General features: G+C 37.5%; 28 protein-coding genes. 20 read left to right on the top strand and 8 right to left on the bottom strand.

Features of this window, described 5'->3' with window-relative positions:
• Window positions 1–17: 17 nt before the first annotated feature.
• The 5 genes from JNUCC76_RS08965 to JNUCC76_RS08945 are packed head-to-tail and all read right to left on the bottom strand — an operon-like array spanning window position 18 to window position 4,580.
• Window positions 18–1,340 carry an aminotransferase class I/II-fold pyridoxal phosphate-dependent enzyme gene (locus JNUCC76_RS08965; RefSeq protein WP_454154190.1) on the bottom strand — a complete coding sequence of 441 codons (1,323 nt, stop codon included), beginning with the start codon at window positions 1,338–1,340 and terminating at the stop codon, window positions 18–20.
• Window positions 1,341–1,353: 13 nt separating this feature from the next.
• The gene (locus JNUCC76_RS08960; RefSeq protein WP_454154188.1) at window positions 1,354–1,581 is read right to left on the bottom strand and encodes an acyl-CoA carboxylase biotin carboxyl carrier protein subunit; all 228 of its coding nucleotides are present in this window, start codon (window positions 1,579–1,581) and stop codon (window positions 1,354–1,356) included.
• Window positions 1,582–1,591: 10 nt separating this feature from the next.
• Window positions 1,592–2,941 (bottom strand): acetyl-CoA carboxylase biotin carboxylase subunit, encoded by a 1,350-nt coding sequence (locus JNUCC76_RS08955; protein ID WP_454154186.1) that lies wholly within the window; start codon window positions 2,939–2,941, stop codon window positions 1,592–1,594.
• Between the two features lie 14 nt (window positions 2,942–2,955).
• Entirely contained in the window at window positions 2,956–3,873 is a 918-nt protein-coding gene (locus tag JNUCC76_RS08950; RefSeq protein ID WP_454154184.1) for a 5-oxoprolinase subunit C family protein, read from the bottom strand.
• The gene (locus JNUCC76_RS08945; protein ID WP_454154182.1) at window positions 3,870–4,580 is read right to left on the bottom strand and encodes a 5-oxoprolinase subunit B family protein; all 711 of its coding nucleotides are present in this window, start codon (window positions 4,578–4,580) and stop codon (window positions 3,870–3,872) included. The genes JNUCC76_RS08950 and JNUCC76_RS08945 overlap by 4 nt, the downstream gene beginning before the upstream one ends.
• 384 nt (window positions 4,581–4,964) lie before the next feature.
• On the opposite strand from JNUCC76_RS08945, the gene JNUCC76_RS08940 reads away from it, so the two are divergent.
• The 14 genes from JNUCC76_RS08940 (at window position 4,965) to JNUCC76_RS08875 (ending at window position 15,066) form a co-directional block, all read left to right on the top strand.
• Complete coding sequence (locus JNUCC76_RS08940) at window positions 4,965–5,441, top strand: MarR family winged helix-turn-helix transcriptional regulator (RefSeq protein WP_454154180.1); 477 nt, start codon at window positions 4,965–4,967, stop codon at window positions 5,439–5,441.
• 85 nt (window positions 5,442–5,526) lie between these two features.
• Window positions 5,527–6,087: an elongation factor P gene (gene efp / locus JNUCC76_RS08935; protein WP_454154178.1), complete on the top strand. Its 561-nt coding sequence runs from the start codon at window positions 5,527–5,529 to the stop codon at window positions 6,085–6,087.
• Between the two features lie 128 nt (window positions 6,088–6,215).
• Entirely contained in the window at window positions 6,216–6,668 is a 453-nt protein-coding gene (locus JNUCC76_RS08930) for an Asp23/Gls24 family envelope stress response protein (RefSeq protein WP_211637137.1), read from the top strand.
• Window positions 6,668–7,081 (top strand): transcription antitermination factor NusB, encoded by a 414-nt coding sequence (nusB, locus tag JNUCC76_RS08925; RefSeq protein WP_072614073.1) that lies wholly within the window; start codon window positions 6,668–6,670, stop codon window positions 7,079–7,081. The genes JNUCC76_RS08930 and nusB overlap by 1 nt, the downstream gene beginning before the upstream one ends.
• A 92-nt stretch (window positions 7,082–7,173) precedes the next feature.
• Entirely contained in the window at window positions 7,174–7,971 is a 798-nt protein-coding gene (locus JNUCC76_RS08920) for a TatD family hydrolase (RefSeq protein WP_454154176.1), read from the top strand.
• A complete protein-coding gene (gene rnmV, locus JNUCC76_RS08915) occupies window positions 7,964–8,533 on the top strand; it encodes a ribonuclease M5 (RefSeq protein ID WP_454154174.1) in 570 nt (189 codons plus the stop codon). Before JNUCC76_RS08920 ends, rnmV begins: the two co-directional genes overlap by 8 nt.
• 1 nt (window position 8,534) lies before the next feature.
• On the top strand, window positions 8,535–9,422 hold the full coding sequence (rsmA, locus tag JNUCC76_RS08910) for a 16S rRNA (adenine(1518)-N(6)/adenine(1519)-N(6))-dimethyltransferase RsmA (RefSeq protein ID WP_454154172.1): 888 nt from the start codon (window positions 8,535–8,537) through the stop codon (window positions 9,420–9,422).
• A 104-nt stretch (window positions 9,423–9,526) separates the two neighbouring features.
• Window positions 9,527–9,772, top strand: a complete 246-nt coding sequence (locus JNUCC76_RS08905) for a Veg family protein (RefSeq protein WP_002815378.1) — start codon at window positions 9,527–9,529, stop codon at window positions 9,770–9,772.
• Between the two features lie 83 nt (window positions 9,773–9,855).
• The gene (locus tag JNUCC76_RS08900; protein ID WP_454154169.1) at window positions 9,856–10,662 is read left to right on the top strand and encodes a metal ABC transporter solute-binding protein, Zn/Mn family; all 807 of its coding nucleotides are present in this window, start codon (window positions 9,856–9,858) and stop codon (window positions 10,660–10,662) included.
• Window positions 10,659–11,363: an ABC transporter ATP-binding protein gene (locus JNUCC76_RS08895; RefSeq protein ID WP_454154167.1), complete on the top strand. Its 705-nt coding sequence runs from the start codon at window positions 10,659–10,661 to the stop codon at window positions 11,361–11,363. Before JNUCC76_RS08900 ends, JNUCC76_RS08895 begins: the two co-directional genes overlap by 4 nt.
• On the top strand, window positions 11,356–12,147 hold the full coding sequence (locus tag JNUCC76_RS08890) for a metal ABC transporter permease (protein ID WP_002815374.1): 792 nt from the start codon (window positions 11,356–11,358) through the stop codon (window positions 12,145–12,147). The genes JNUCC76_RS08895 and JNUCC76_RS08890 overlap by 8 nt, the downstream gene beginning before the upstream one ends.
• 103 nt (window positions 12,148–12,250) lie before the next feature.
• The gene (gene purR, locus JNUCC76_RS08885) at window positions 12,251–13,084 is read left to right on the top strand and encodes a pur operon repressor (protein WP_454154164.1); all 834 of its coding nucleotides are present in this window, start codon (window positions 12,251–12,253) and stop codon (window positions 13,082–13,084) included.
• Window positions 13,085–13,090: 6 nt separating this feature from the next.
• Window positions 13,091–14,464, top strand: a complete 1,374-nt coding sequence (glmU, locus tag JNUCC76_RS08880; protein ID WP_454154162.1) for a bifunctional UDP-N-acetylglucosamine diphosphorylase/glucosamine-1-phosphate N-acetyltransferase GlmU — start codon at window positions 13,091–13,093, stop codon at window positions 14,462–14,464.
• A 116-nt stretch (window positions 14,465–14,580) separates the two neighbouring features.
• Complete coding sequence (locus JNUCC76_RS08875; protein ID WP_454154160.1) at window positions 14,581–15,066, top strand: hypothetical protein; 486 nt, start codon at window positions 14,581–14,583, stop codon at window positions 15,064–15,066.
• Window positions 15,067–15,076: 10 nt separating this feature from the next.
• Here JNUCC76_RS08875 and JNUCC76_RS08870 read toward each other — a convergent pair whose 3' ends face one another.
• Entirely contained in the window at window positions 15,077–15,331 is a 255-nt protein-coding gene (locus JNUCC76_RS08870; protein ID WP_454154158.1) for a hypothetical protein, read from the bottom strand.
• A gap of 420 nt (window positions 15,332–15,751) precedes the next feature.
• Between JNUCC76_RS08870 and xseA the strand changes: the two genes are divergently transcribed.
• The 6 genes from xseA to recN are packed head-to-tail and all read left to right on the top strand — an operon-like array spanning window position 15,752 to window position 21,138.
• Window positions 15,752–17,029 carry an exodeoxyribonuclease VII large subunit gene (gene xseA, locus JNUCC76_RS08865; RefSeq protein ID WP_454154156.1) on the top strand — a complete coding sequence of 426 codons (1,278 nt, stop codon included), beginning with the start codon at window positions 15,752–15,754 and terminating at the stop codon, window positions 17,027–17,029.
• On the top strand, window positions 17,022–17,246 hold the full coding sequence (locus JNUCC76_RS08860) for an exodeoxyribonuclease VII small subunit (RefSeq protein ID WP_454154154.1): 225 nt from the start codon (window positions 17,022–17,024) through the stop codon (window positions 17,244–17,246). The genes xseA and JNUCC76_RS08860 overlap by 8 nt, the downstream gene beginning before the upstream one ends.
• Complete coding sequence (locus JNUCC76_RS08855) at window positions 17,239–18,153, top strand: polyprenyl synthetase family protein (protein ID WP_454154152.1); 915 nt, start codon at window positions 17,239–17,241, stop codon at window positions 18,151–18,153. Before JNUCC76_RS08860 ends, JNUCC76_RS08855 begins: the two co-directional genes overlap by 8 nt.
• A complete protein-coding gene (locus tag JNUCC76_RS08850; RefSeq protein WP_454154150.1) occupies window positions 18,150–18,986 on the top strand; it encodes a TlyA family RNA methyltransferase in 837 nt (278 codons plus the stop codon). The genes JNUCC76_RS08855 and JNUCC76_RS08850 overlap by 4 nt, the downstream gene beginning before the upstream one ends.
• A complete protein-coding gene (locus JNUCC76_RS08845) occupies window positions 18,979–19,434 on the top strand; it encodes an arginine repressor (RefSeq protein WP_454154148.1) in 456 nt (151 codons plus the stop codon). The genes JNUCC76_RS08850 and JNUCC76_RS08845 overlap by 8 nt, the downstream gene beginning before the upstream one ends.
• 36 nt (window positions 19,435–19,470) lie before the next feature.
• Window positions 19,471–21,138, top strand: a complete 1,668-nt coding sequence (gene recN, locus JNUCC76_RS08840) for a DNA repair protein RecN (protein ID WP_454154146.1) — start codon at window positions 19,471–19,473, stop codon at window positions 21,136–21,138.
• A 50-nt stretch (window positions 21,139–21,188) separates the two neighbouring features.
• Here the strand turns inward: recN and JNUCC76_RS08835 are convergent, their stop codons facing one another.
• Window positions 21,189–22,496 carry an NCS2 family permease gene (locus JNUCC76_RS08835; protein ID WP_454154144.1) on the bottom strand — a complete coding sequence of 436 codons (1,308 nt, stop codon included), beginning with the start codon at window positions 22,494–22,496 and terminating at the stop codon, window positions 21,189–21,191.
• A 153-nt stretch (window positions 22,497–22,649) separates the two neighbouring features.
• Window positions 22,650–24,005: an MATE family efflux transporter gene (locus JNUCC76_RS08830; RefSeq protein ID WP_454154142.1), complete on the bottom strand. Its 1,356-nt coding sequence runs from the start codon at window positions 24,003–24,005 to the stop codon at window positions 22,650–22,652.
• Window positions 24,006–24,301: the final 296 nt, after the last annotated feature.

Below are 24,301 nucleotides of genomic sequence, written 5' to 3'. Positions count from 1 at the left end.
ATTTAGCTCTTAGTTTATTACTGAAGGTCTTTAATTCCTTCATATAAGCGGTGAACCAATTCTTCCAAATGTTCTACATCTACGCGTGAAAACGCAATACGTAGATCTGTGTCACCTAGCGCGATTGTACCAACGTTATATTTTTGAAGTAAATGTATTCTGGCTTGATCAGCATTGACACCTTTTACTTTAATGGCAAAGAAGTAACCTGAATTAAAAGGATATAAATCCCATGCATCATCATATTTTCCTGAAGATAGTAACTCATCAATTTTATGAGCGCGCTTTTCCATAATTTCAAATTTATCGGCTTTTTGTCTTGCTAATTGTGGTGATTTGAGGGCATGTAAAATAAAAGTTTGTGATGGGGTTGGCCCGTTAGAAATCGATGTTCTAATGACACCCATCACTTTTTCTTCTAGATATTCATTCATGGCATCACTATTAATTCCAAAGGTTAAAAATCCGACACGAAATCCCCATGTGTATTCCTCCTTTGTTGCCCCATCAACCTTGATTGCTAAAACACGTGGATGAATGTTGGCTAAACGACCAAATAGTGATTCAGTAATTGAGTCTTTATAAAACAGACCAAAGTAGGCATCATCAGAGATAACGACCACGTTGACACCATATTCAGCAACTTCTTTGATTGCGGCTGCCAATTCGTCTGCTTCATGTGGTAGAGGTGTGTACCCCGTAGGATTGTTTGGAAAATTCAGGATAACGATGATTTTTTTCTTATTACGTTGCGATAGTAAAGTTTGCCTAAATGCCTCAGTATCGAAATGGAAATCTTTGTCATACATGGGATAAGTGACCATGTTAGCCTTCTTTGTTTCACTGAATATCATCTTATAGTTTTCCCATTGTTTGTCTGGCAAAATATAAGTGTCACCCTCGTTAACAAATAAGTTAGCAGCCAGATTCAATCCGTGGGTTAGGCCAATTGTTGCAATTGGGTTAGAGATTTTTTTACCGTGCAGACTAGGATTTTCCGTATACATTTTTTCTTGCCAAGTGGTACGCAACTCCGGAGACCCTAAAGTTGATGAGTAGAGGAAGATGTCGGCAGGGTCGTAGTCGGACAGGGTATCAGCCAATAGGGGTAAGTACATTGGTTTGCCGTGTTCGGTAGCAAAGCCTGATGTGGCATTGAATTCTTTGGAATATTTTTTAGCATCAGCAATTTGTTTAACGTTCCCGTCTTTTGAAAAGTAAACCTCGCGCCCATAATTTGAAAGCATTTCGTAAACGTAGGGATTTTCATTCTTTATACCCTCATTTATTTTGACAGCAACTGGATTAAGATTTTGTTGTTTTTTTGTTGTTTCAGTCATATTTTATGTCCTTTTAATCATCTACTTCGATTGTGAAAATGACGTCATTTTCATAAACGACATCGCCTTCTGATAGTTTTATGTCTTTGACAGTCCCAGAAAAAGGTGCTTCCACCGTAAATTCGGCTTTCATTGATTCCAAAACGATTGCCGTTTCCCCAGCGCTAATTTTTTGCCCAAGAGCGATTTCGACTTTCCAAATGGAGCCTGTAATTGGTGAAGTAACGTTGTTAATTGCCATATCTTTCTTCCTATATATTATTCTTTAAAAATTCTTTTACAAAGCTGGTATCTAGTTGCCCAAGTTGGTATTTTTCCGAATTTAAAACATCAATTAAAAATGGTATGTTCGTTTTTATGCCAGTAACCTCAAAGTTTTTCAATGCCGTTAATAGTTGTGTAATGGCTTCTTTTCTTGTTGATGCATGGGCAATTACTTTGGCCAACATTGGGTCGTAAAACGGAGAAATTGTTGTTCCTTGGGCAAAACCAGTCTCTACTCTAACACCATCGATTTTGGGTACCGAGAATGTTGTTAACTTGCCGGGTGAGGGGAAGAAAGTTTTAGGATCTTCAGCATAAATTCGTACCTCAATCGCATGCCCTTGATTTTTTATTGGTTTTTGAATGATTTGAGATAGCTCTTCACCAAATGCAGACCTAATTTGTGCTTCGACTAAATCAACACCAGTAATTTCTTCACTAACACCATGCTCAACCTGTAAGCGAGTATTCATTTCAAGAAAACTATAGTTGCCATGAGGGTCTCGCAACATTTCTACTGTACCGATGTTATCGTAACCAATATCAGCTAAAATCGTCGTGATTTTATGAGCTAACTGATTTAGTTCGTCACGTTCAATACCGATAGCTGGAGATTCTTCAATTAATTTTTGGTGGCGTCGTTGTATTGAACAATCACGTTCAAAAAAGTGTTGTACATGACCGTGCTGATCGGCCAAAACTTGAAATTCAATGTGTCTTGGGTTTTCAAAATATTTTTCTAAATATAATTCCCCATCGTCAAAAGCACGTTGCGCCATTGTTTTGGCCTCTTGAACAACCCTTACTAACTCTTCTTCATTGTAGGCGGGTAGCATGCCTATTCCACCACCGCCACCAGCGGGTTTAACTAATACGGGAAATCCTATTTTTTGTCCAGCTTGCTTAATTTTTTCTGGGTCATCAGGTAATGCGCCAGATCCCGCCCCAATTGGCAAGCCGTATTCCGCCATGATTGTGCGCGCAACATTTTTATTAGCCATTTTGGCTAACCATTTTGGTGAGGGACCGATAAATTTAGCGCCTGCGTCTTCAACTTTTTGGGCGAAATTGGCGTTTTCTGATAAAAATCCAAATCCAGGGTGAACTGCGTCAGCACCAGATTTTTTAAGAACATCTAACAAAATGTCTTGATTTAAATAACTTTTTTGAGCTGGTGATGGGCCTATAGGGTATGCCTCTGTAGCTTCTTTAATGTAAGGTAAATCTTGATCTGCTTCTGAGTACACTACTACGGAGGCGATGTTCATTTTTTTCAACGTTTGAAGAACACGATTTGCTGCGTCACCTCGATTAACAATTAATACTTTATTAAACATTTCTTGTCTCCTAATCATCTTCTGTATGGTAGTTTATTGAAACGTTTTTTATAAAGATTTCTAGCTTCCTCGATGCTAATATGTTCAAAATGTATTTCATCTCCAGGTCGAGCTTGACCAATCATATCCAAATCAATTAATGGCACAACCCCTATAATGGGATAACCTGCAGTTACCGTTCGACCACGATGTAAGACTACTGCTTGACCAGTTGGAAATATTTCAATTGAACCGACTCCAACACCACGAGATAATATTTCTGGGGTTTTAAAGTTTTCAACCGCCGGTCCGCTTAAGCGAATTCCTACATGGTTGCTAACAGGTGAAACACGATAGGTATTTTTGAAAAAATGTTCGGTGCTTTTGGCAAAAATCTCTGTATCAGGGCCATCACAAACTCTGATATGCCACGGTGAACCGTAGGAAGGTCGATCTTCTAAATAGGTTATTTTCATGTCGGTCTTTGCCGGGATATGCTTTAATTTTAGAGCCATGCCATCTGTTAATTGGGTCCCCAGGTCAAGTATGGTGTCTCGAGAAGTGCTCTCTAAAGTTGATTTCGCGTCAATGCCTCCTGCAAAGGCGACATAGGTGCGAAGACCTTTTTTCATCGTGCCAATCGTTAGCTCTTTTCCGGCTGGCAATATGATAGTTTGCCATGGTTTAACAATTCTGTGGTCAATTTTGATGTCTGCATCTGCACCAGTAATCGCGATAGGCACGTCAACAGTAGAAGTTAAAGATAAACCAAAAGCCGTAATTTCAATGGTTGGCTGGGTGGTATCATTACCGACCAGTTCATTTGCTTTTAGGTAAGCATACATATCAATAGCACCGTTCGCAGAGATACCATATTGTTCGAAGCCATAGCGTCCGCTGTCTTGAATGTTAGCTAGTTTAGCGGAGTTAATTGTAATTTGTGCTGTCGTCATTCTTTGACCTCCATATCACTAATCGTCTGTCCTTCGAACTTTGAGTAGTCGTCCTCGCCAATAGGATAGAAAGTCATCATATCGCCAGGCTTATAATAAACTGGTGGATTTTGTTCAAATTCCATTTTCATTTGAACGGGTGTTTGGCCAAAAATACGCCAACCCCCAGGAGATTTTTGAATCATAATAGAAATTTGCTCTCCAGCGGCTGTAATTGCTCCGGCGGGTACAGCAGTTCTAGGTGTTTCAAGACGGGCAACTTCTTTTTCAAAATTTGTGCCAAACATCGGACCGCGATTAACAACCATAATCTGTAATGGCTTTGAACAAAATTGTTCAATTAGTTTTTCGTTGGATAATTGTTGGCTTTCTGCAACATAATCTAAATCAGGACCATACTTGCCACCAAAAACAACTGGAATTTTGAAAATACGACCTTCAATTTTTAGATTTTTTTCGTTAATAGTTGCTATGTATTGCTCAACTATCTGTTGGAGTTTTTCTCGCTTTATGACGAGATAATCATAACTGATAAACAAAGTTGTATAAGTTGGAATGATTCCCAGAATTCCTGGAATATTTTCTTCAAGTAATTGGTTGGCGAGATGGTGCACTTTTTGCCATGCCTGCATTGAGAATAATTTTGAGAATTCAATTAGTACGCTAGCGTCGCCGTAATCACTGAACTTATAGTTTTTTTGGCTCATTAAGAGAACCTCCTGTGAGATTTTTATTAAAATTATTAAAGCTTATACTCATGTAACAGGCTTTGTTTTATTTTACTTCACTAAAAGATATCAATAAAATGCAAAAAATCGTTCTAAGATATTGAGAACTTAAATATTAAAATACGGGTTTAAATCGCTTTGGTTAGCAAAACTACCTAACTTGATGACTAAAAAGAATAATGATAAGATATGAGTTAATAGGATTCAATACTTGTTATTTCAACAGTTATTAATGAAAATGATTATAAAAATTAGGGTAATATCTTGGATAAACTTGATTGATAAACAAAATCAATATATCTATGATTTTTTCTGATATCCAACATAATTTTTGAACACTTAGAAAATATTAAAGGCTGATATATGCAAAACTCAGAATTATTGAACGAATCTATTAATGTATATATGTCAGCATTAAAGAATCTTGAAAAACTAATTTCGCAACCAACGAGCGAATATGGTGCCTCTTTTGAGCAGTGGCTTATTATAGCTGCTGTTGCGGATAGTGATGAGCCGCTTACGATGACCAAAATAGCTAAAGATCGTGGTGTAACCAAAGGAGCTGTTGCTCGCCAATTAAAACCATTATTTGATTGTGGCTACTTACAACATATGCCTGATGAAAAAGATCATCGCCGTGTGCTACTAGTTTTGACACCAGAAGGAAGGGCTGTTGAAAAACAGATGACGATGAAAGTGCAACAGCGTTTTCATAAATGGTTGGATATTTTTGGTGTTGAAGAAGGCAAATCCTTCCTTAAAACATTGAAACGCTTCCAAAGCTTAATTGTTCAACCGGAGTTAAACAAAAAAAATATTGAATCTAATCAGAATTTGTGATAAAATATTATCTTGTTTGAAGTCTGCATAAATTACGGATTTCTGTTATAATAAACTATATTATCGAATAAAGAGGATACTAATCATGGCAATCGGCATGAATGATTTAAAGACAGGTTTGACTATCGAATATTCAAACTCAATTTGGCGTGTTTTGGATTTCCAACACGTTAAGCCTGGTAAAGGCGGAGCGTTTGTTCGTTCAAAATTGAAGAATTTACGTACAGGTGCGGTTAATGAAGTAACATTCCGTCCTGGTGATAAGTTTGAACAAGCTGATATCACAACACGACCAATGTCTTATTTATATGCTGAAAACGATGGTCGTGTATTCATGGATGTTGAAAGCTATGAACAAATCAATATTCCAGATGATTATTTAAAAAATGCTTTGAAGTTTATGCTTGAAGGTATGGAAGTTAAAATTACGATGTTTGGCAATGAAGTTCTTGGTGCTGAATTGCCATCAACTGTTCAACTAAAGGTGACAGAAACACAACCTGGTATTAAGGGTGCAACTGCGACAGGTTCTGGTAAGCCAGCAACTGTTGAAACAGGAGCAACAATCACAGTTCCAGATTTCGTTAATGAAGGTGAAACTATTATTGTTAACTCTGAAGACGGTTCTTATAAGGGCCGTGCTTAATTAAGATGATTGCATGATTGTTACTTACTAAGTTAGAGTAGTATTACTAAAGTGGTAGTGAACGTGTTTATCATAAAAAGTTCCCCCGCGGAACTTTTTATTTTAGAAACTATTTTCGAGGAGCAAATATGGCCAAAGAAATTAAATACAATAAAGCGACTACTAAGAATTTGTTATTAATCACTGAGAGTGAAGTACCAGGAACTACACAGGTAACGCCAGAGGTGATTGAAGTTATTGCACAAATTGCGGCACAAGAAGTGACTGGCGTTTACTCAATGAGAGGTAAATTATCAGATCGATTTGCCAGTGTATTTGGATCAACTGCCCGCGGAAAGGGCGTTGAATTACAGCAAACAATTGATGGCTTAGTGATTGAAGCGTATGTTTTTTTGCAATATGGTGTTCCAGTACCAAAAATAGCTTTAAACATTCAAAATGCAATTAAATCTCAAGTTTCGTCAATGACAGATTTAGAGGTAGCGCGTGTTAATGTGCACGTTAGTGGAATTATACCGGAAAAGCCGGATCACACGATTGATCCTGATAATTTATTTGGTGAGAATGAGGTAGCTAATTAATGGCAAACTTAACGCGACATGAGTCACGACAAGCTGCATTTCAAGTTCTTTTTGCATTAGAAAAAGATCCACAGAGTAATAAAATTGATGATTTATACGAAATTGTGCTAAATGGTAAGGAATTTGATGATTATTTACCACGCTTAGTTAATGGTGTTTTAGGTTCCAAGGCAGATTTGGATGAAAAAATTTCATCACATTTAGCTGAAGGTTGGGCGATTAACCGCATTAACAAAGCTGATTTAGTTATTTTACGGTTAGCAATTTACGAATTAACTGCTGTCGAAGCAACCCCATACAAAGTTGCCATCGATGAAGCTATTGAATTAGCAAAAACTTTTGCTGATGAAGATGACCGTAAGTTTGTTAACGGTGTTTTAAAACATTTTGCACGTGATGAAAAAACCGCTTAAGTAGCGGTTTTTTCATTTTAAACGTGTGTATTATTAGTAATGCACTTATCATGATATACTAAACAAAGAATAATTTATTACTGGAGACTAAAATGGCGATATATGATCCAACTAAAACACCAACAGATAGTTATGATACGCATACACATTTGAATGATGACCAATTATTTCATGATGTACCAGCGTATATTGGACGAGCTAATGAGTTTCGTGTAATGGAAATGAATGTGGTAGGATACAATGCGCAAAGTAATGAGCGTGCATTAGAAATTTCAAACAAGCATGATAATATTTATGCAGTTCTTGGTTTTCAACCTGAGGATACAAAAAATTTTGATGATCAGGCGTTTATTACATTGGAACAGCAACTACAACAGCCAAAGGTTGTTGGGGTCGGTGAGACGGGGTTGGACTATTATTGGGAAACAACAACTCACGATGTCCAAATTGCAGCATTTAAAAAGCATCTTGGCTTAGCTAAAAAATTTGATTTACCTGTCATTATTCATAATCGCGATGCTTTTGAAGATGTTTATAAAATACTAAAAGACTCAGGTGTGAAAAAGGGTGTGATGCACAGTTTTTCTGGTACGCCAGAGCAGGCTAAGGCATTTATTGATTTAGGAATGCACATTTCTTTTAGTGGTGTTGTAAGTTTTAAAAAAGCCGAAGAAGTTCGTGAGGCAGCAAAAACAATTCCTCTAGATCGTCTCTTGGTTGAGACGGACGCTCCTTATTTGGCGCCTACACCTTACCGTGGCAAAACGAATGAGCCGGCGTTAGTTAAGTTTGTCATCGATAGCCTGGCTGAAACATTAGAGATGTCAGCTAAAGACTTATCAGATATAACACGTGGCAACGCACATCGTTTATTTTTAAATCATGAATGAGTTACCTAAAATTAACGAAATGATTGTTGTTGAAGGGCGATCAGATACGCAAAATCTTGCGCGTGCAGTTATTGCGAATACCATTGAAACTGGTGGTAGTGCGGTTAATGAAGATGCGATTGAGCGAGCTAAATTAGCAGCTAAAACGCGAGGAATAATTATCTTAACTGACCCAGACTTTAATGGTCAACGTATTCGTCATATAGTTACAGAAGCAGTACCAACAGCTAAACAAGCCTACTTGACGCAGGAAGAAGCACGTGCAACAAAAGATAATCTGCATAAATCATTGGGTGTTGAACACGCAACGCCAGATACATTGCGAAATGCGTTGGCAAATGTTATTACACCAGGCCACATAATTGGGGTAACTTCAGATATTGATCGTTCATTTCTTCTAGATTTAGGACTACTCAGCGGGCCAGAAGCGCGTGTTAAGCGGTCATTTGTTGGTGAGAAGTTGCATATTGGTTATGCAAACGGGAAACAATTGTTGAAACGATTGCAAGCATTTGGTATTCGACGTGCGCAAGTGGAAGATGTACTTAAAGGAAAATATTAAAATGGCACAGACAATTGACATAGCCAATCCAACGAGAACACAGGCTATTTTAAATGAATATGGTTTACGAGCTAAGAAAAAATTTGGTCAAAATTTTTTGACAGATTTAAATGTACTACATAACATTGTTGAAGCAGCCGAAATTACTGCAGAGGATTATGTTATTGAAATTGGTCCAGGAATTGGTGCTTTAACTGAGCAATTAGCTCGCTCAGCTAAAAAGGTGTTAGCTTTTGAAATTGATTCGCAAATGGTTGAAGTTTTAGCTGACACTTTGAAGCCTTATGATAATGTTAAGGTAATCGAAAATGATGTGTTAAAGGTCGATTTGGCAAAAGTTATTAGCGAAGAGTTCGGTGACAATGCTCATGTGAAAATTGTCGCCAATTTACCATATTATATTACCACACCCATTCTCATTCAGCTTCTCCGAGCTAATATCAATTGGGATAATATCGTAGTAATGATGCAACGCGAAGTAGCTGACCGATTAAATGCGGTAGTTGGAACGAAAAGTTATGGCGTACTAACGTTAACCATCCAATACTTTGCACAAGCAACATTAGCAATCAAAGTACCAGCTAGTTCTTTTAACCCATCACCTAATGTTGACAGTGCAGTGGTTAAATTAACTCCATTTAAACCAACCACTGTTGTCGATAATGTGGGTAAACTTTTTGGCGTGATTAAAGGAGGCTTTTCACATCGGCGCAAAAGTTTATGGAATAATATGTTACAAACATATGGTAAAGATGCGAGAACAAAAGAACAATTAACAGTTGCTTTGAAATCCGCGAAAATTGATCCAGCAATTCGTGCTGAACGACTGAATTTGGAACAATTTACGCAATTGTATTTGGCATTATGTGATCAAAATCTAACACAATAAACGAATAATTATTCGACAATATGTTTTAATATTCGCAGAAAATTGCAAACATTCCTTATTTGTGGTATAATTTAACTAGCTTTTACACGAAAGGTGGTATAAAAATGCCAAGTAGTTTGCAAGATATTAAAACAAAGATTGACGCTCATGTGGGTCAAGAAGTGACGATTATTGCCCAAGCTGGACGAAAGAAAATCACGGAGCGCTCAGGAATTCTTCGTTCAACGTTTCCTTCATTGTTCGTTGTCGAATTAGATGAGGATGCTAATTTTGAACACGCTTCATATAGTTATACAGATATTTTAACAAAGAATATTGACATTACATTCGCTGATGAGTTGCCCGCTTAAGGGCTTTTTTTATAGCGATTACAGATACTACTTTAGAAACGAATGACATGAATAAACAATCCGTTTATGCAATTTTAACGATTATGTTAATTCCTATTGGAATTCTTTTAGTGTGCGCTAAAATGGTTGGCGACACAACTGAAATACAGGATACTGCTGTGAAAATTACGACAGATAATCCAGCTTATCAACAAATTGCAAAAGCTATTGCCGGCAAAAAAGGGCGTGTCAGCCTTACGTCGGGCAATCTCAAAACAGCACGAGAGAAAACAAAATTTAAAAAGTCTGAACTACTTTTGACAGATGATCACACGAGTGCGCTGTTAACAGAAGCTCAAAAGTTACATAGTAGTCCTAAGTTAGTAATTGCAAGTGACTATATTCATACAGACTCGTCGACACAAAAATATTATTTAAGCCCAAATACAACAGTGGTAATGGCACAACAAATTGTGAATTATTTGAGTGACATGGACCCAAGAAATCGTGATACTTATGTTGAAAACAATAAGCAATTTGTGGAAAAAATAAGCGATTTGACTACGCTTTACGCATCCCTAAAAAAATTAAAAGATATTCGGTATGTCGCTACAAATAACTCACAGCATTTGCTTATGACACAATTGGGATACGTTGCCGAAACCGATGATGTATCTAAATTAACGGATACGCAAATGTCAGATCTTGAAAGTAAATTAGCTGATAAAAAAATTCAGTTTATTTTTACAACGTCACAGGACACAACTGAAAAGAAACAAAAACTTGTGACTATGGCAAAAAAAGATGACATTCCTATCGTCACATTTAGTCAATTTACGCCTGACAGCACGAAAATTTGGACTTGGCAATTAACGCAACTCAAAAAAATTCAAAAGGCATTAGATAAATGAATACAATCATTAGCACGAAAGATTTTATGGTTCGGTATGGGGAAAAAGTTATTTTATCGCATATCAACATTGAAGTACTGGCTGGACAGTTTCTGGCTGTTTTAGGAGAAAATGGTGCTGGTAAAACAAGTTTCATTAAAGCAATCACTGGACAAAATAAACAAACAGAAGGCACATTAACGGTAGCAACGAATCGTATTGGATATGTCCCACAATTCAGAGATATTTCTCGTGATTATCCTTTAAGTATAGCTGAATTTGTCGGACTTAATTTCAATAATGGTAGCCGCTTATGGTTTACTAAAGAGGAAAAACAGTTAATAACTCAAGCGTTAAAGCGTATGGACTTAAATCAAATGCGTGACCAACGATTAGGACTAGCATCGGGAGGACAAAAACAACGTGCTTTTGTAGCTCAGGCCTTAGTAAAAAATCCTGATTTGTTAATTCTAGATGAGTCCACTGCTAGTTTGGATCATGAACACAAAGTGCAATTATTGGAAAATGTCCGTACTTTACAACAAACAACAAATATGACAGTGTTATTTATTACACATGAAATTAAGCTGGTCACTGATTTTGCGGATGGCTATCTCTCTTTTGAAAATGGAAAAGTACAGCAAGGGGATGCTACCCAGCTACAAACACTGACGATGGATATGACGTCTAGGCACAAAGAAGATGAGGTGCGCCATGTTTAGTTATGATTTTATGCAAAATGCTTTCATAGCAGGTACGATTGTCAGCATTGTTGCTGGGGTTATTGGTACATTTGTTGTGGCGCGAAATTATGCGTTTTTAACGCACTCTTTGAGTGAAATAGGTTTTGCCGGTGCAGCTTTTGGTTTATGGATTGGTTGGCCGGCTTTATTGGGTATGATGATTGCAACTTCTGTTGCTTCAGTGGCTATTGGCGCCTTGGAATCAACATATACGAAGCATGATAATGTCACAAGTGCTGTATCTGCGTTGGCTATTGGTTTAGGAATATTATTTTTAGCACTAGGTCATACATCATCCAATGCTGCTACTGGCATTCTATTTGGTTCGGTTCTTGGAATTAGTCACCGCGATTTATACTTGCTCATAATTTTAGCCTTAATTGTATTAGTTACGCTACTGTTTAATTACCGCTCCTTGCGTCAATTAGCATTTGACGAAGCAGGTATTTTTCTCCAAACATGGAAACAAAAATCAGTTCGTTATACCTTTTTAATCATGATTGCATTATCGATTAGTATTTCATCACAATTGGTAGGATCCTTACTTATATTTGTGTTGGTAACATTACCTGCGGCGAGCGCAAAATATTATGCTAAAACGACGTTGCAGCTTATGGGGATGGCCATTGTCTTTGCTTTGTTCGGTACGTGGATTGGCTTGACAATTGCTTATTTAACGAATTTACCAACAAGTTTTTTTATAGCTATTATAGAAGTAATAATTTATCTTGTTTCAATATGGCAATTTAAACGAAATGCCTAGTTTCCGAACAATTAGAAAATAAAAATGGTATAATTAGTCGTAAATATTAATAAAAGTTTAGGAGGAAACGGACTGAAATATTTTTTTTGGTCCGTCACACATCATGAAAACACGTCGTTCTGACCGGTTAGTCGATATGGCGCGCTATATGCTTGAGCGCCCACGCAAGTTGATATCTTTATCTTATTTTTCCAAAAGGTATGAATCGGCTAAGTCATCAATTTCTGAGGATCTATCAATACTTAAGCGTACATTCCAAGAACGTGGTACAGGTCTATTGGAGACGGTGCCTGGTGCTGCTGGTGGGGCACGTTTTATTCCTTATATGACTGAGTCTGAAGCAGCAGAATTTATTGACGATATTTGCCGGTTAGTAAATGATGAGACGCGTGTATTGCCTGGGGGTTATGTCTATCTATCTGATTTGTTAGGTCGTCCTGATATTTTACGACAAGCTGGGCGCTTAATTGCAACACAATATATACGTGATGATATTGATGCTGTCATGACTGCAGCGACTAAAGGTGTTCCGTTGGCACAAGCTGTTGCTGATCAGTTAAATGTACCATTTGTAATTGTTCGCGATGATGCGAAAGTTACCGAAGGTCCGACTGTGTCTGTTAATTATTTGACAGGATCATCAAAGCGTGTCGAAAAAATGGAATTGTCTCGTCGTTCACTGCGCACAGGTTCACGTGTGTTGGTCGTAGATGACTTTATGAAAGCTGGCGGAACAATTCAAGGGATGCAAACCTTGGTAAGTGAATTTGATGGTACGGTGGTTGGTACTGCAGTATTTGCTGAAGGCCGTTCAACAACTAGATTACTTGATCACTTCACATCATTATTGCATGTCGACACAAACTTGAAAAATGGTGATCCGATTTTGGTTACGCCGGGTAATTACTTGAACGAAATATTTAAACATGAGGCTTAATTAAATATGAGCAATATAAACGTATTAATATTGGCAGCAGGAAATGGCTCAAGAATGAAGTCAACAACCCCAAAAGTGTTGCATAGTGTGGCTGGGCAAACGATGATTGACTGGGTACTAGACGCTGTCGAACCACTTAAGACGGAGAAGTTAATCACTGTTATCGGAGTTGGCGCTGAGCGTGTCCAAGAACATGTCGGTAATCGTAGTTCATTTGTACTGCAATCACAACAACTTGGTACTGGTCATGCTGTTCGTCAAGCTGAAGCAGAACTTAAAGACAGCGATGGTGTCACCCTAATTATGTCTGGTGACACGCCAATGTTTCGTTCAGAAACCTTACAAGGTTTCATTGCAGAGCATGAACGTTCAAATAATGCTGTGACTGTACTAACTGCCATTGCCGATGATCCTACTGGGTATGGCCGAATTGTTCGCGGAGAAGATGAGACAGTTCAAAAAATTATTGAACAGAAAGATGCTAGTATTACAGAACGTCGAATTAAAGAAATTAATACTGGCGTATATGTATTCAATAACCGTTTATTATTTGAATCACTAGCAAAAGTACAAAATAATAATGCGCAAGGCGAATACTATTTACCTGACACGCTTAACATTCTGCGACGCTCAGGAGAACAGATTGGTGCGCATACACTCCAAGACTTTACAGAGTCATTAGGAGTTAATGATCGAGTAGCATTGGCAACAGCTAACCGCGTCATGCACGAAAGAATTAATCATCAATTAATGGTTGATGGCGTTGAACTATTAGATCCAACGAATACATATATTGATTCAACAGTTAAAATAGGGCCTGATACTTTAATTGAGGGCGGTGTAACTATTTTAGGTAAGACAACCATCGGCGTAAATAATACCATTACACAAGGGTCACGAATCGTAAATAGTGTGCTTGGTGACAATAATGTGATTACATCATCGCACATTGAAGATGCTATCCTACAAAATGGCACGACAGTGGGTCCATACGCACATTTGCGACCGGCTGCTCATTTAGATGATAATGTTCATGTTGGTAACTTCGTTGAAGTCAAGAACGCCAAATTGGGCAAAAACACTAAATCAGGACATCTTACTTACATAGGGAATGCCACTATTGGTCAAGATGTTAATATTGGAGCGGGTACGATATTTGTTAATTACGATGGGGTTAATAAGTTTAACTCAACTGTCGGAGATCGCGCGTTTATTGGCTCAAATACCAAAATCGTTGCACCAGTTAACATTGCCCAAGAATCAATTACTGCTGCTGGGTCAACAATTACAAATGACATACCAGAACATGCAATGGGAATCGCTCGTACACGTCAGACCAATAAAGAAGATTTCTGGCATCACATGCCACATAAATTTTAAATAAAAAAGAGTTCAATTTGAGCTCTTTTTATTTTTGGTATTTGTTGTTAATTGTGTTTATAATAGAAAGAAACTTTGAGAAAAATTATTATTACAAAAATAAAAGGGGATTCTTGATGCAAATTACAGGTGAACGTGCATTAGCCAATATCGAAAATGAAACATTCTATACAGAAAGAATAGACGTAACTGATGGCGAAACAATACCGTTGGATGCACTTTTTTCAGAAATTGATTCACATATTGAAAATGAAAACTTTATACATATTGAGTTGCAGATTAATGGCGGGGTAGAATCCAAGGGGACGACATTAAGTGTTGAAACTAATGTCATTAACTTACCCTTGCGCTATCAAAACCAATTACGGAAATTGGTTTGGCAAGAAAAAGACGTGTTAGATGTCAATCTGTATATGGTTGCTGAAAATGAATTTGAGAGTCAGTCCCATTTGAAAATTTCATTAGCAAGCTCTGTTGCCACATACGTAGATGATTCTGAGAGTGTAAAGGCTAAAATTTCCACATGGTTTAATGAACAACTTGAACATATTGTTGATGAACAAAAACAAGCGGAAAAGGAAGATGTGGCTATCGAGGAATAAGCAACGGTCCTTAGTCTTCCTCAATATAACCAGTTACATGCAAGATCTTATTGTCATCTAGACAGGTAAAGTCTAAGATATGTTTTGAAACCGTGGTTTTGACATTATTGAGTTCCCCTAAGTCGTAGGTATCGATAGTATACTGAGCTAGTTTAGCCTTATTGTTTAAATCAGACATAGGAACAATTAAATCCTCTAAAGCTGTTTTAGTGGGGTTAGCAATGCGGTCAATGTAGTTTTTTTCAAGCTTCGTTAATTTTATCATGGTTATAATTATAACGATTTGGCTCGTGTGTGTAAACGAAACTACTTATTTGGTAATATTGAAATAATTAGAATAGTTTTTGACTATTTTATGATTTATTGATATAATTAAAGTATGCGATGAGTCGAAGCGCTTGAAAAATTAGCGCTGATTGCGGCCTACTGTGTTCAATCACAAGTCTCGTATAGATGTAGGTGATGAGTGTTGTTGTGGAACTCGCTCATCTCACTTGACTAACAGTGCTTGCACTGTGGTGACGCGACTTTGCTATTGATGTGACAATCAGTAGCCGCCAGCCAGAGCGAATCTGGCACGCCAAACTAACAACTAACTTAGGTTAGTTGTTTTTTTATGCAGATTTTAATGTATAATTGTAATAGAATTTACATGTTATTGAATTAAGTAGGCTTAAAGGAAAAAATGGAAAAAGAACAAAATCAGTACTTAACGGTCAGTGCATTGACTGCTTATTTAAAAAGAAAATTTGATGCTGATCCGTATTTAGCCAAAGTCTATGTTACCGGTGAAATTTCTAATATGGGTCGCCGTCGCGGGCCACATTTATATTTTTCTATTAAGGATAGTGAAAGCAATGCTGTGATTAATGCATCGATGTTTGGCTATGAACGTCGTATTAAATTTCAGCCCGAAGAGGGGATGAAGATTAATGCGATTGGGCGGGTGGAAATATATGAACCACGCGGTTCATATTCCATTATTCTGGAATCAATGACTCCTGACGGCGTTGGGGAACTATTTTTAGCTTATGAACAACTAAAACGTAAATTACAGGCCGAAGGGTTATTTGATTTGCCAAAAAAACAATTACCATTATTTCCTAAAAAAATAGCGGTAATTACTTCACCCACTGGGGCAGTTATTGAAGATATTGCTCGTACGGTGCAACGACGTTTCCCGAGTGCCCAGGTTATTTTATTTCCAGCAGTTGTGCAGGGCGAAAAGGCAGCGCCAACAATTATTCGGCAGCTCCAACGTATTGATAATATGGATTTTGACACGTTAATTGTTGGACGTGGTGGTGGTTCCATTGAAGATCTGTGGGCTTTTAATGATGAAAATTTGGCACGAACTGTTACTAGTATGCAGACACCGGTGATTAGTTCAGTTGGACATGAGACAGATAATACCTTAGTAGATTTTGTTTCTGATCGACGTGCGGCTACGCCGACGGCTGCAGCTGAACTAGCGACACCGGTAACATTACAACAATTGACCACTCGTTTGCAAGAATTACATTTACGGCAAATATCACGTATTAAACAGATGATTGACATGAGACAACAACGATTAAATCGTGTTGCAACGCATGTTATTTTTCAACAACCGGATCGTTTATACACGGGGTATAATCAACGAATAGATCAGTTATCGCATTCATTGCAACAGCTAACAAAACAAAAAGTAATTAATGAAGAACACAAATTAGCGGCAATATTGCAACGACAACAACAGTTACAACGTAGTTTATTGCAACCTGTACAAGAAAGATTACAATTATTAAGTACGAAATTAGACTTAGTAAGCCCTTTGAAAATATTATCCAGTGGTTATGCAATTGTTGAACATGACAATAAAGTAGTTCGTAGCACAACAAATATTACAATTAATGATGAAATCGACATGCGCTTTTCTGATGGGCATGCCACGGCAAAAATAACAGGAGTAAAGCATGAGTGAACAACCCACATTTGAAGATAAGTTACAAAAATTAGAAAGTATTGTGAGTCAGCTAGAAAAGGGTGATCGTCCCTTGGAAACAGCTTTGGCTGACTTTCAAACCGGTGTTGGTTTGGTTAAAGATTTACAAAAGACATTGAAGGATGCTGAGGATACATTGGCAAAAGTTATAGATAATGATGATGAATTATCAGATTTGGAATTAACTAATGATTGATTTAAAAAGTTTCCAAAAAGAATGGCTCCCAAAAATTAATCAACAATTGGAAGATGATTTATCAATGGCCTCCCTAGATTCCGATTTAGTTGCTATGATGAATTATGCAGTTTTGAATGGTGGTAAAAGGCTCCGTCCATTACTGACATTAGCAGTTGTTGCAAGTTTTGGAAAACCAATCACACCAAGTATATTGAAGGTAGCAACGGCAATCGAATGGGTTCATTCATATTCCCTTGTTCATGATGATTTGCCGGCAATGGATAATGATATGTTTCGGCGTGGCAAACCTAGCGTTCATGCGTTATATGGTGAGGCCAATGCTATTTTAGTCGGTGATGCGTTATTAACCGGTGCTTTTGAAGTCATTGCGACTGCCAATAGTTCATGCAGTGCTGGGGATTATCTTCCAACTGAAAAACTATTATTAATTACTCAAAACTTAGCTCGCGAAGCAGGTGGATCAGGAATGGTTTTAGGGCAACTCCATGATATGGATAATCATACTGAAGAACAGAATGCTAATACAAACTGGTTGTTAAATGATGTTTATAGCATGAAGACTGCCGCATTGATAAGATATACAACAACATTAGGCGCAATAGTGAGCCATCAAAATGTCAATGTTGAGGATAATCATTTTGATCCGCAGAAGGCAATGTATGATTTTGGTGAAAAATTCGGACTGGCTTTTCAAATGCAAGATGATTTAGATGATTATCAGCAAGATCAATTAGAAGATGTGAACTCATTGCCACATATAGTGGGTGTTAAAGAGGCACAAAGCATGCTTGATCAATATCTCTTCTTAACACAAGAAATATTAGCTAATACTGTTGAACAAGATCAACAATTTGATCGACGTTTGCTGGATGATTTTGTTAGTTTAATTGGAGATGAAAAATGAGTATTGAAAAAGAACGTGTTGATGTATTGTTGGTCCAACAAGGACTATTTCAGTCACGTGAGCAAGCAAAGCGTGCTGTGATGGCGGGTCAGATTCTTGGTAATAACGAAGAACGTTTAGATAAATCGGGTGAAAGAATTCCCGTGACAACGGAACTACATTTCAAAGGTGAACAGTTAAAATATGTATCCCGTGGGGGATTGAAGTTAGAAAAAGCATTGAATGATTTTGATATTACCGTTGAAAACAAAACGGTGTTAGACATTGGTTCTTCCACGGGCGGTTTTACTGATGTTTCACTTCAAAATGGTGCCAAACTGGTTTATGCGCTGGATGTGGGTACGAATCAACTAGTGTGGAAATTGCGAAATGATGATCGTGTGCAAGTTATGGAAAATACAAACTTTCGCTATTCAAAACTAGATGATTTTAAATATGGGCAACCAGAATTTGCTACAATTGATGTTTCATTTATTTCTTTGGGACTTATTTTACCAGCACTAGCTAACATTATTACTATGAATGGTAATGTTGTGGCTTTAATTAAACCACAGTTTGAAGCTGGACGTGAAAATGTTGGTAAGAACGGTATTATCAAAGATACAACTGTTCATAAACAAGTTTTACAAAAAGTAACACAAATGATGGTTAATGATGGTTTTAGCATTACAGATTTAACCTACTCGCCAATTAAGGGGGGACAAGGAAATATTGAGTTCTTAGCAGTATTGAAACGATCAAATCAAGCCGAAATCAGCGAACATATTAATATTGACAGGTTACTTGAACGCACTTATGAGCAACTCAATCATAAGGAGAATGATCATGAATAAAAAAGATCGCCAAAAATCCTTGTTGTTGCTCATTAAAGAGCATCCTGTGGGTCGTCAGGAAGATATTGTTGCGCATTTTGAAAAGATTGGCGAAAAGGTTACTCAAGCAACAATATCGCGTGATATTAATGAGTTGGGATTAATTAAAGTTCCAAATTCCCATGATGGATTTTTGTATCATTTACCAAAATCTGATGACAGGCCATACTTACAGCGATTACGTCGAGCGCTACAGCAATCATTTTTGAATTTGCGTGCGCAGCGTGGAATGATTATGATCAAAGTTCAACCTGGAAATGGTCAATTGGTATCAAACCTGATTGAGCAAGTGCAACTACCGGAAATATTTGCGACCATAAGCGATGATGGTTCGGTTCTCGTATTATTAAAAGATGGTATTCCTACGGCAAAAGTGATTAACATTATTCAAAAGTTACTTGAAAAATAACAACGTATAGCATGTACTACGTTGATGGAGTTACTTATGTTAGAAAATCTAATTATAGAAAATTTTGCGATTATTGAAAAAGTGGATCTTCAGTTTGAAGAAGGGATGAGCGTTTTAACCGGTGAAACAGGTGCTGGGAAATCAATTATTATTGATGCACTTTTCATGTTAACTGGCGGCCGTGCGAATTCTGAAATGGTTCGTCATGGCAGTAAAAAAGCTGTTCTACAGGCAGTTTTCAGTGTTCCGGATAATCAAAATCTAAGAGATCTAATTGCTCGAAGTGGTGTAGTAGGCGATGATAATGAGCTTATTATTTATCGTGAATTGAACCAAAATGGGCGGAGTATTATTCGAATCAATGGTGTTCTTGTCAATTTGAAAACTTTAGCGGCTATTGGTCGTTACTTAGTTGACATCCAAGGACAAAATGATGCACAACAATTACTGAATCCAGAGGAACATTTGCCATTATTGGATGCTTTTGGTGGTGAAAAAATTACGCAATTTAGAAATGATTACCAAGAACTTTTTCAAAAATTTCGTTCTATCACCACTCGCATTAGAAATATTCAAACATCACAACAAGAAATCACACAACGTTTAGATCTTTTGAAATTTCAACAAGAAGAACTGCAGGAAGCCAATTTGCAGCCAAATGAAGAAAATGATTTATTAGATGCACGTGATAAGTTACGTAATTTCAAAAAAATTGCTGATCGACTTCAGTTAACGCAGACGACACTAAGCGGTGAGCAAGGCGGCGCGATAGACTCCCTTGCTGAAGCAGTTCATCAACTACAAGATATTGCAGAGTATGATGATCAGTATGCTGAGCTAGCAAAAACGATTTCCGAAGCTTATTACACGGCCCAAGATGTTGGTCGTGATGTTGACGAACAATTGAGTGAGTTAACATATGATGAGACAGAACTAATTCGCATTGATGACCGTCTTCAGCTAATTCATTCATTAGAACGCAAGTACGGTACTACGGTCGCAGATGTTTTAGATTTTCAAGCCAAAATCGAAAAAGAACTTTCGCTTATAGATGATGATGAATATGATGTTGAACGACTGCAGGTCAAACAAAATGACATGCGCCAGTTATTAAGAAAAAAGGCGATTAAACTACGTGAGGCTCGACAAAAAGTAGCTCGAAATTTGGAAAAAAATGTTAATCAGCAACTGAACGATTTATTAATGAGTGGGGCCGAGTTTGCTGTACACTTTGATCCAGTTGAAGGCTATATCTCCTCAGGAATTGATAAAGTTGAATTTTATGTCCAAACTAACGTTGGAGAAGGAATGGCGCCCTTGGTCAAGATCGCATCAGGTGGAGAAGCTGCTCGCTTGATGTTAGCATTGAAAACTACATTTGCTAAGCAACAGCATATCATTTCAATTGTTTTTGATGAAGCGGATACAGGTGTTTCCGGTCGTGTGGCTCAGGCAATAGCAAAAAAAATGCTCACAATTTCAACCGATTCACAAGTTTTAGCAATTACACATTTACCACAAGTTGCAGCAGCTGCAACTCATCATTATTTGATATCAAAGTTAACTGAAAATGATCGTACACTCACCCAAGTGGCACCCCTAGATGAAGATGGTCGAGTTCAAGCAATTGCTATGATGTTATCTGGTGACAATATTACTGCAACTGCTCTTGCAAATGCTCGTGATTTACGTCAAAAATTTTAAATTAACAAAATAAAAAAGACGCGCAATTAAGCGACGTCTTTTTTGTGTTTCTAATGCGCAATGATCATTAAGAATGCAATGAACATAATCGCTAATACATACATCAGAGGATGTACTTTTTTAATACGACCGGTTGCAATCATTGTGATTGGATATAAGATGAAACCAAGCGCGATACCATCTGATATAGAATAGGTTAGGGGCATACCGATAACAATCAAAAATGCTGGCGCGGCGATAGCCAAATCTTCCCAATCAATTAAACGTAAGTTTTTGGCCATTAAGACGCCAACTACCACTAATGCTGGTGCTGTGACTTGTGAAGTAACAACAGATAGAAGCGGTGAAAAGAGCAGCGCAAACAAGAAAAATATCCCAGTGAACACGGAAGTTAATCCTGAACGACCACCAACTGCAATACCAGATGACGATTCAACGTAAGCAGAAGTAGGTGAAGTACCAATAACAGCACCTACTGTCATACCAACCGCATCAGCCATTAGGGCACGGCCAGCACGAGGCATTTCATTGTTTTTCATGAATCCAGCTTGTGTGGCTAAGCCAATCATTGTACCAGCTGTGTCAAAAAAAGTAACAATCAAAAAAGTAATAACCACTGTGACTAGCTGCAGCGAATTAATATCACCAATATGCATAACGCCAGCACCAAATGTAGGTGCAAGTGAGGGAGCAGGTGAAATAATGGCAGATGGTAATTTGATTAGACCAGTTAGAATACCAGCAAGGGATGTTAAAATCATACCAATAAATATGGCAGCCGGTGTTTTACGACTCATCAATATAAAAGTAACAATAATTCCAAAAATTGATAATAGTGATGTAGGTGATGATAGATGTCCCAAAGATACCATGGTGTCTTTGTTAGCTACAATCAGCCCTGCGTCATTTAATCCGATAAAAGCAATGAATAGCCCGATTCCTGAAGCAATAGCGAGCTTTAGATTTTGTGGGATAATATTGATGATTTTCTCACGAATTTTGAAAAATGTTAAAACTAAGAAAATCAATGCGGCTACAAAAACACCAGCCATAGCAGTTTCCCATTTTACGCCCATACCAATAACAACAGAATAAGCGAAAAAAGCATTTACGCCAAGCCCTGGGGCAATAGCAATAGGGTAGAGTGCAACAACACCCATGAAGATGGTTGCGACAGCTGAAGCAATTGCTGTGGCTGTGAAAACAGCGCCTTTGTCCATACCTGCTGCACCCAAAACGGTAGGGTTAACAAATAGGATGTAAGCCATCGACGCAAAAGTAGTTAAACCAGCAATAAACTCGGTTCGAACACTTGTGTTGAGTTCGTCAAGTTTGAAATAATGTGCAATCGTAGACATGATTGCCTCCCAAATATTTAGTTACGAATAACGTACAGTTTAATTTTAGCAGTTATTTGCTAATAATTAAATTAAAAATGAGAAAATACAAGATATTTTCGCGAATAATGGCCAAAAATATTAATTGGAAGCGCTTAATAAACGAACGAAACATTATAATTGTTCGGAATTTAATGAAATATGTTGTTCTTTTAACATTTTAACAGTTTTGAGATAAGCTGGAATCATGACTAGAACAGAACCTGTCCAAGCTAACATATTGGCCAGGCTAGCGCCGAAAAATCCAAAAGGTCCAACTAAAGTAATTGCTGCTGCTGTTCGCATGACTAATTCAGCAACACCAGCAAAGGTAGGTGTTCTGGAGTCATTAAGTCCTTGCAAAACATATCGTATGATAAACAAAGCGGATAGTATATAGTAAAAGGCACCATTAGCCCAGAAATACTGTTGCGCTAATGATAATACGCGATGTTGATCAGCGCCGACAAACATAGACACGGCAACATGGCCAAATGTAATTTCTAAAATACCCATAAACAGGCCAAATCCCATGCTCATAAATAGCGCATGTTTTACCCCGATTAAGATGCGTTGATATTGTTTGGCGCCATAGTTTTGTGCAGCGAAGGTTGCCATTGTTATACCAAATGACATCATAGGTAGTGTAGCCACTTGATCAATACGCTGTGCAGCCGTCGTTGCTGCAACTGCGTCTGTTCCTAATGTATTCAAAGCACCTTGTAAAACTAATGAACCAATTGCTATAATTGAACTCTGAAAGCCCATAGGTAGGCCAGCGTGTAAATGAGTGCGAATGTCTTTTGCGTCCCATTTTAAATCATCACGATCAACACGAAGCTGAGGCACAAATCTATAAATGTGCCAAAAGCTTAGAATCGCAGAGACCAATTGTGCAATAACAGTTGCAATAGCCGCTCCAGCAACACCAAAACCAAGACCTAAAATCAACCATAATTCGAGGCCAATGTTAACAAACATACCAACAACCAAATAAATTAACGGTGAGCGAGAATCACCCACCGCACGAAGGGCATTAGCGGTGACATTGTATCCCATCGTGGCAAAAATACCACCTAAGATGATACTAATAAATGTGAATGCTTGCTTCAAAATGTCTGGTGGGGTTTGCATGATTTTAAGTAGTGGATAGATTAAAAGAAAACTCACCAGGGTAACGATTATAGTGACTATTGCTGATACGATAATTGTTGATGCCATACTTTTGCGCACACCAGCAATATCACGGGCACCATAACGTTGCGCTGTAATAATTGATAGTCCAGAAGTAAATCCTTGTACGAATCCTATAACTAAAAACATGATTGAACCAGTTGCTCCAACAGCAGCAAGAGATTTCACACCAAGTGTTTGCCCAACAATCAGCGTATCGGAAAAATTATATAATTGTTGGAAAAGATTTCCAATTACGAGTGGAATTGTAAAAAATAAAATTTGTTTTGCGGGAGTTCCCTGAGTTAAATCACGCATAATCTCTCCAATATAGATAAAAATGTCTTGAACATATATTCTAAACGAATAGTGGTTGTTTGACTAGGGTTTTGTTCTAAAATTTATAAGAAAGACATCTGTTTGTAAAAAGCTGGATACACTAAGTTTTTGCCAAGAATTTTTTTCATGTCTTTTGAGTCAAATTAGGAAATAAATTAAAATGTCTTCGAGCTGACATCGCATATAATTGATGTTTTGAATAATGATATAATCATACTAATATTAAAAATGATCATTTATGAGCAATCCAATATTTGCTTACGTAGCTTTAAAAT

It is taken from the genome of Leuconostoc sp. JNUCC 76 (genome assembly GCF_053667755.1).
The sequence above is the reverse complement of the archived record's forward strand: the minus strand, read 5'-3'. Positions and strand labels throughout refer to the sequence as shown.

Bases quoted from the DNA above. Each gene is read 5' to 3' on its own strand.
- JNUCC76_RS08965 (WP_454154190.1), bottom strand. From the start codon at position 1,340: ATGACTGAAACAACAAAAAAACAACAAAATCTTAATCCAGTTGCTGTC.
- JNUCC76_RS08960 (WP_454154188.1), bottom strand. From the start codon at position 1,581: ATGGCAATTAACAACGTTACTTCACCAATTACAGGCTCCATTTGGAAA.
- JNUCC76_RS08955 (WP_454154186.1), bottom strand. From the start codon at position 2,941: ATGTTTAATAAAGTATTAATTGTTAATCGAGGTGACGCAGCAAATCGT.
- JNUCC76_RS08950 (WP_454154184.1), bottom strand. From the start codon at position 3,873: ATGACGACAGCACAAATTACAATTAACTCCGCTAAACTAGCTAACATT.
- JNUCC76_RS08945 (WP_454154182.1), bottom strand. From the start codon at position 4,580: ATGAGCCAAAAAAACTATAAGTTCAGTGATTACGGCGACGCTAGCGTA.
- JNUCC76_RS08940 (WP_454154180.1), top strand. From the start codon at position 4,965: ATGCAAAACTCAGAATTATTGAACGAATCTATTAATGTATATATGTCA.
- efp (WP_454154178.1), top strand. From the start codon at position 5,527: ATGGCAATCGGCATGAATGATTTAAAGACAGGTTTGACTATCGAATAT.
- JNUCC76_RS08930 (WP_211637137.1), top strand. From the start codon at position 6,216: ATGGCCAAAGAAATTAAATACAATAAAGCGACTACTAAGAATTTGTTA.
- nusB (WP_072614073.1), top strand. From the start codon at position 6,668: ATGGCAAACTTAACGCGACATGAGTCACGACAAGCTGCATTTCAAGTT.
- JNUCC76_RS08920 (WP_454154176.1), top strand. From the start codon at position 7,174: ATGGCGATATATGATCCAACTAAAACACCAACAGATAGTTATGATACG.
- rnmV (WP_454154174.1), top strand. From the start codon at position 7,964: ATGAATGAGTTACCTAAAATTAACGAAATGATTGTTGTTGAAGGGCGA.
- rsmA (WP_454154172.1), top strand. From the start codon at position 8,535: ATGGCACAGACAATTGACATAGCCAATCCAACGAGAACACAGGCTATT.
- JNUCC76_RS08905 (WP_002815378.1), top strand. From the start codon at position 9,527: ATGCCAAGTAGTTTGCAAGATATTAAAACAAAGATTGACGCTCATGTG.
- JNUCC76_RS08900 (WP_454154169.1), top strand. From the start codon at position 9,856: ATGTTAATTCCTATTGGAATTCTTTTAGTGTGCGCTAAAATGGTTGGC.
- JNUCC76_RS08895 (WP_454154167.1), top strand. From the start codon at position 10,659: ATGAATACAATCATTAGCACGAAAGATTTTATGGTTCGGTATGGGGAA.
- JNUCC76_RS08890 (WP_002815374.1), top strand. From the start codon at position 11,356: ATGTTTAGTTATGATTTTATGCAAAATGCTTTCATAGCAGGTACGATT.
- purR (WP_454154164.1), top strand. From the start codon at position 12,251: ATGAAAACACGTCGTTCTGACCGGTTAGTCGATATGGCGCGCTATATG.
- glmU (WP_454154162.1), top strand. From the start codon at position 13,091: ATGAGCAATATAAACGTATTAATATTGGCAGCAGGAAATGGCTCAAGA.
- JNUCC76_RS08875 (WP_454154160.1), top strand. From the start codon at position 14,581: ATGCAAATTACAGGTGAACGTGCATTAGCCAATATCGAAAATGAAACA.
- JNUCC76_RS08870 (WP_454154158.1), bottom strand. From the start codon at position 15,331: ATGATAAAATTAACGAAGCTTGAAAAAAACTACATTGACCGCATTGCT.
- xseA (WP_454154156.1), top strand. From the start codon at position 15,752: ATGGAAAAAGAACAAAATCAGTACTTAACGGTCAGTGCATTGACTGCT.
- JNUCC76_RS08860 (WP_454154154.1), top strand. From the start codon at position 17,022: ATGAGTGAACAACCCACATTTGAAGATAAGTTACAAAAATTAGAAAGT.
- JNUCC76_RS08855 (WP_454154152.1), top strand. From the start codon at position 17,239: ATGATTGATTTAAAAAGTTTCCAAAAAGAATGGCTCCCAAAAATTAAT.
- JNUCC76_RS08850 (WP_454154150.1), top strand. From the start codon at position 18,150: ATGAGTATTGAAAAAGAACGTGTTGATGTATTGTTGGTCCAACAAGGA.
- JNUCC76_RS08845 (WP_454154148.1), top strand. From the start codon at position 18,979: ATGAATAAAAAAGATCGCCAAAAATCCTTGTTGTTGCTCATTAAAGAG.
- recN (WP_454154146.1), top strand. From the start codon at position 19,471: ATGTTAGAAAATCTAATTATAGAAAATTTTGCGATTATTGAAAAAGTG.
- JNUCC76_RS08835 (WP_454154144.1), bottom strand. From the start codon at position 22,496: ATGTCTACGATTGCACATTATTTCAAACTTGACGAACTCAACACAAGT.
- JNUCC76_RS08830 (WP_454154142.1), bottom strand. From the start codon at position 24,005: ATGCGTGATTTAACTCAGGGAACTCCCGCAAAACAAATTTTATTTTTT.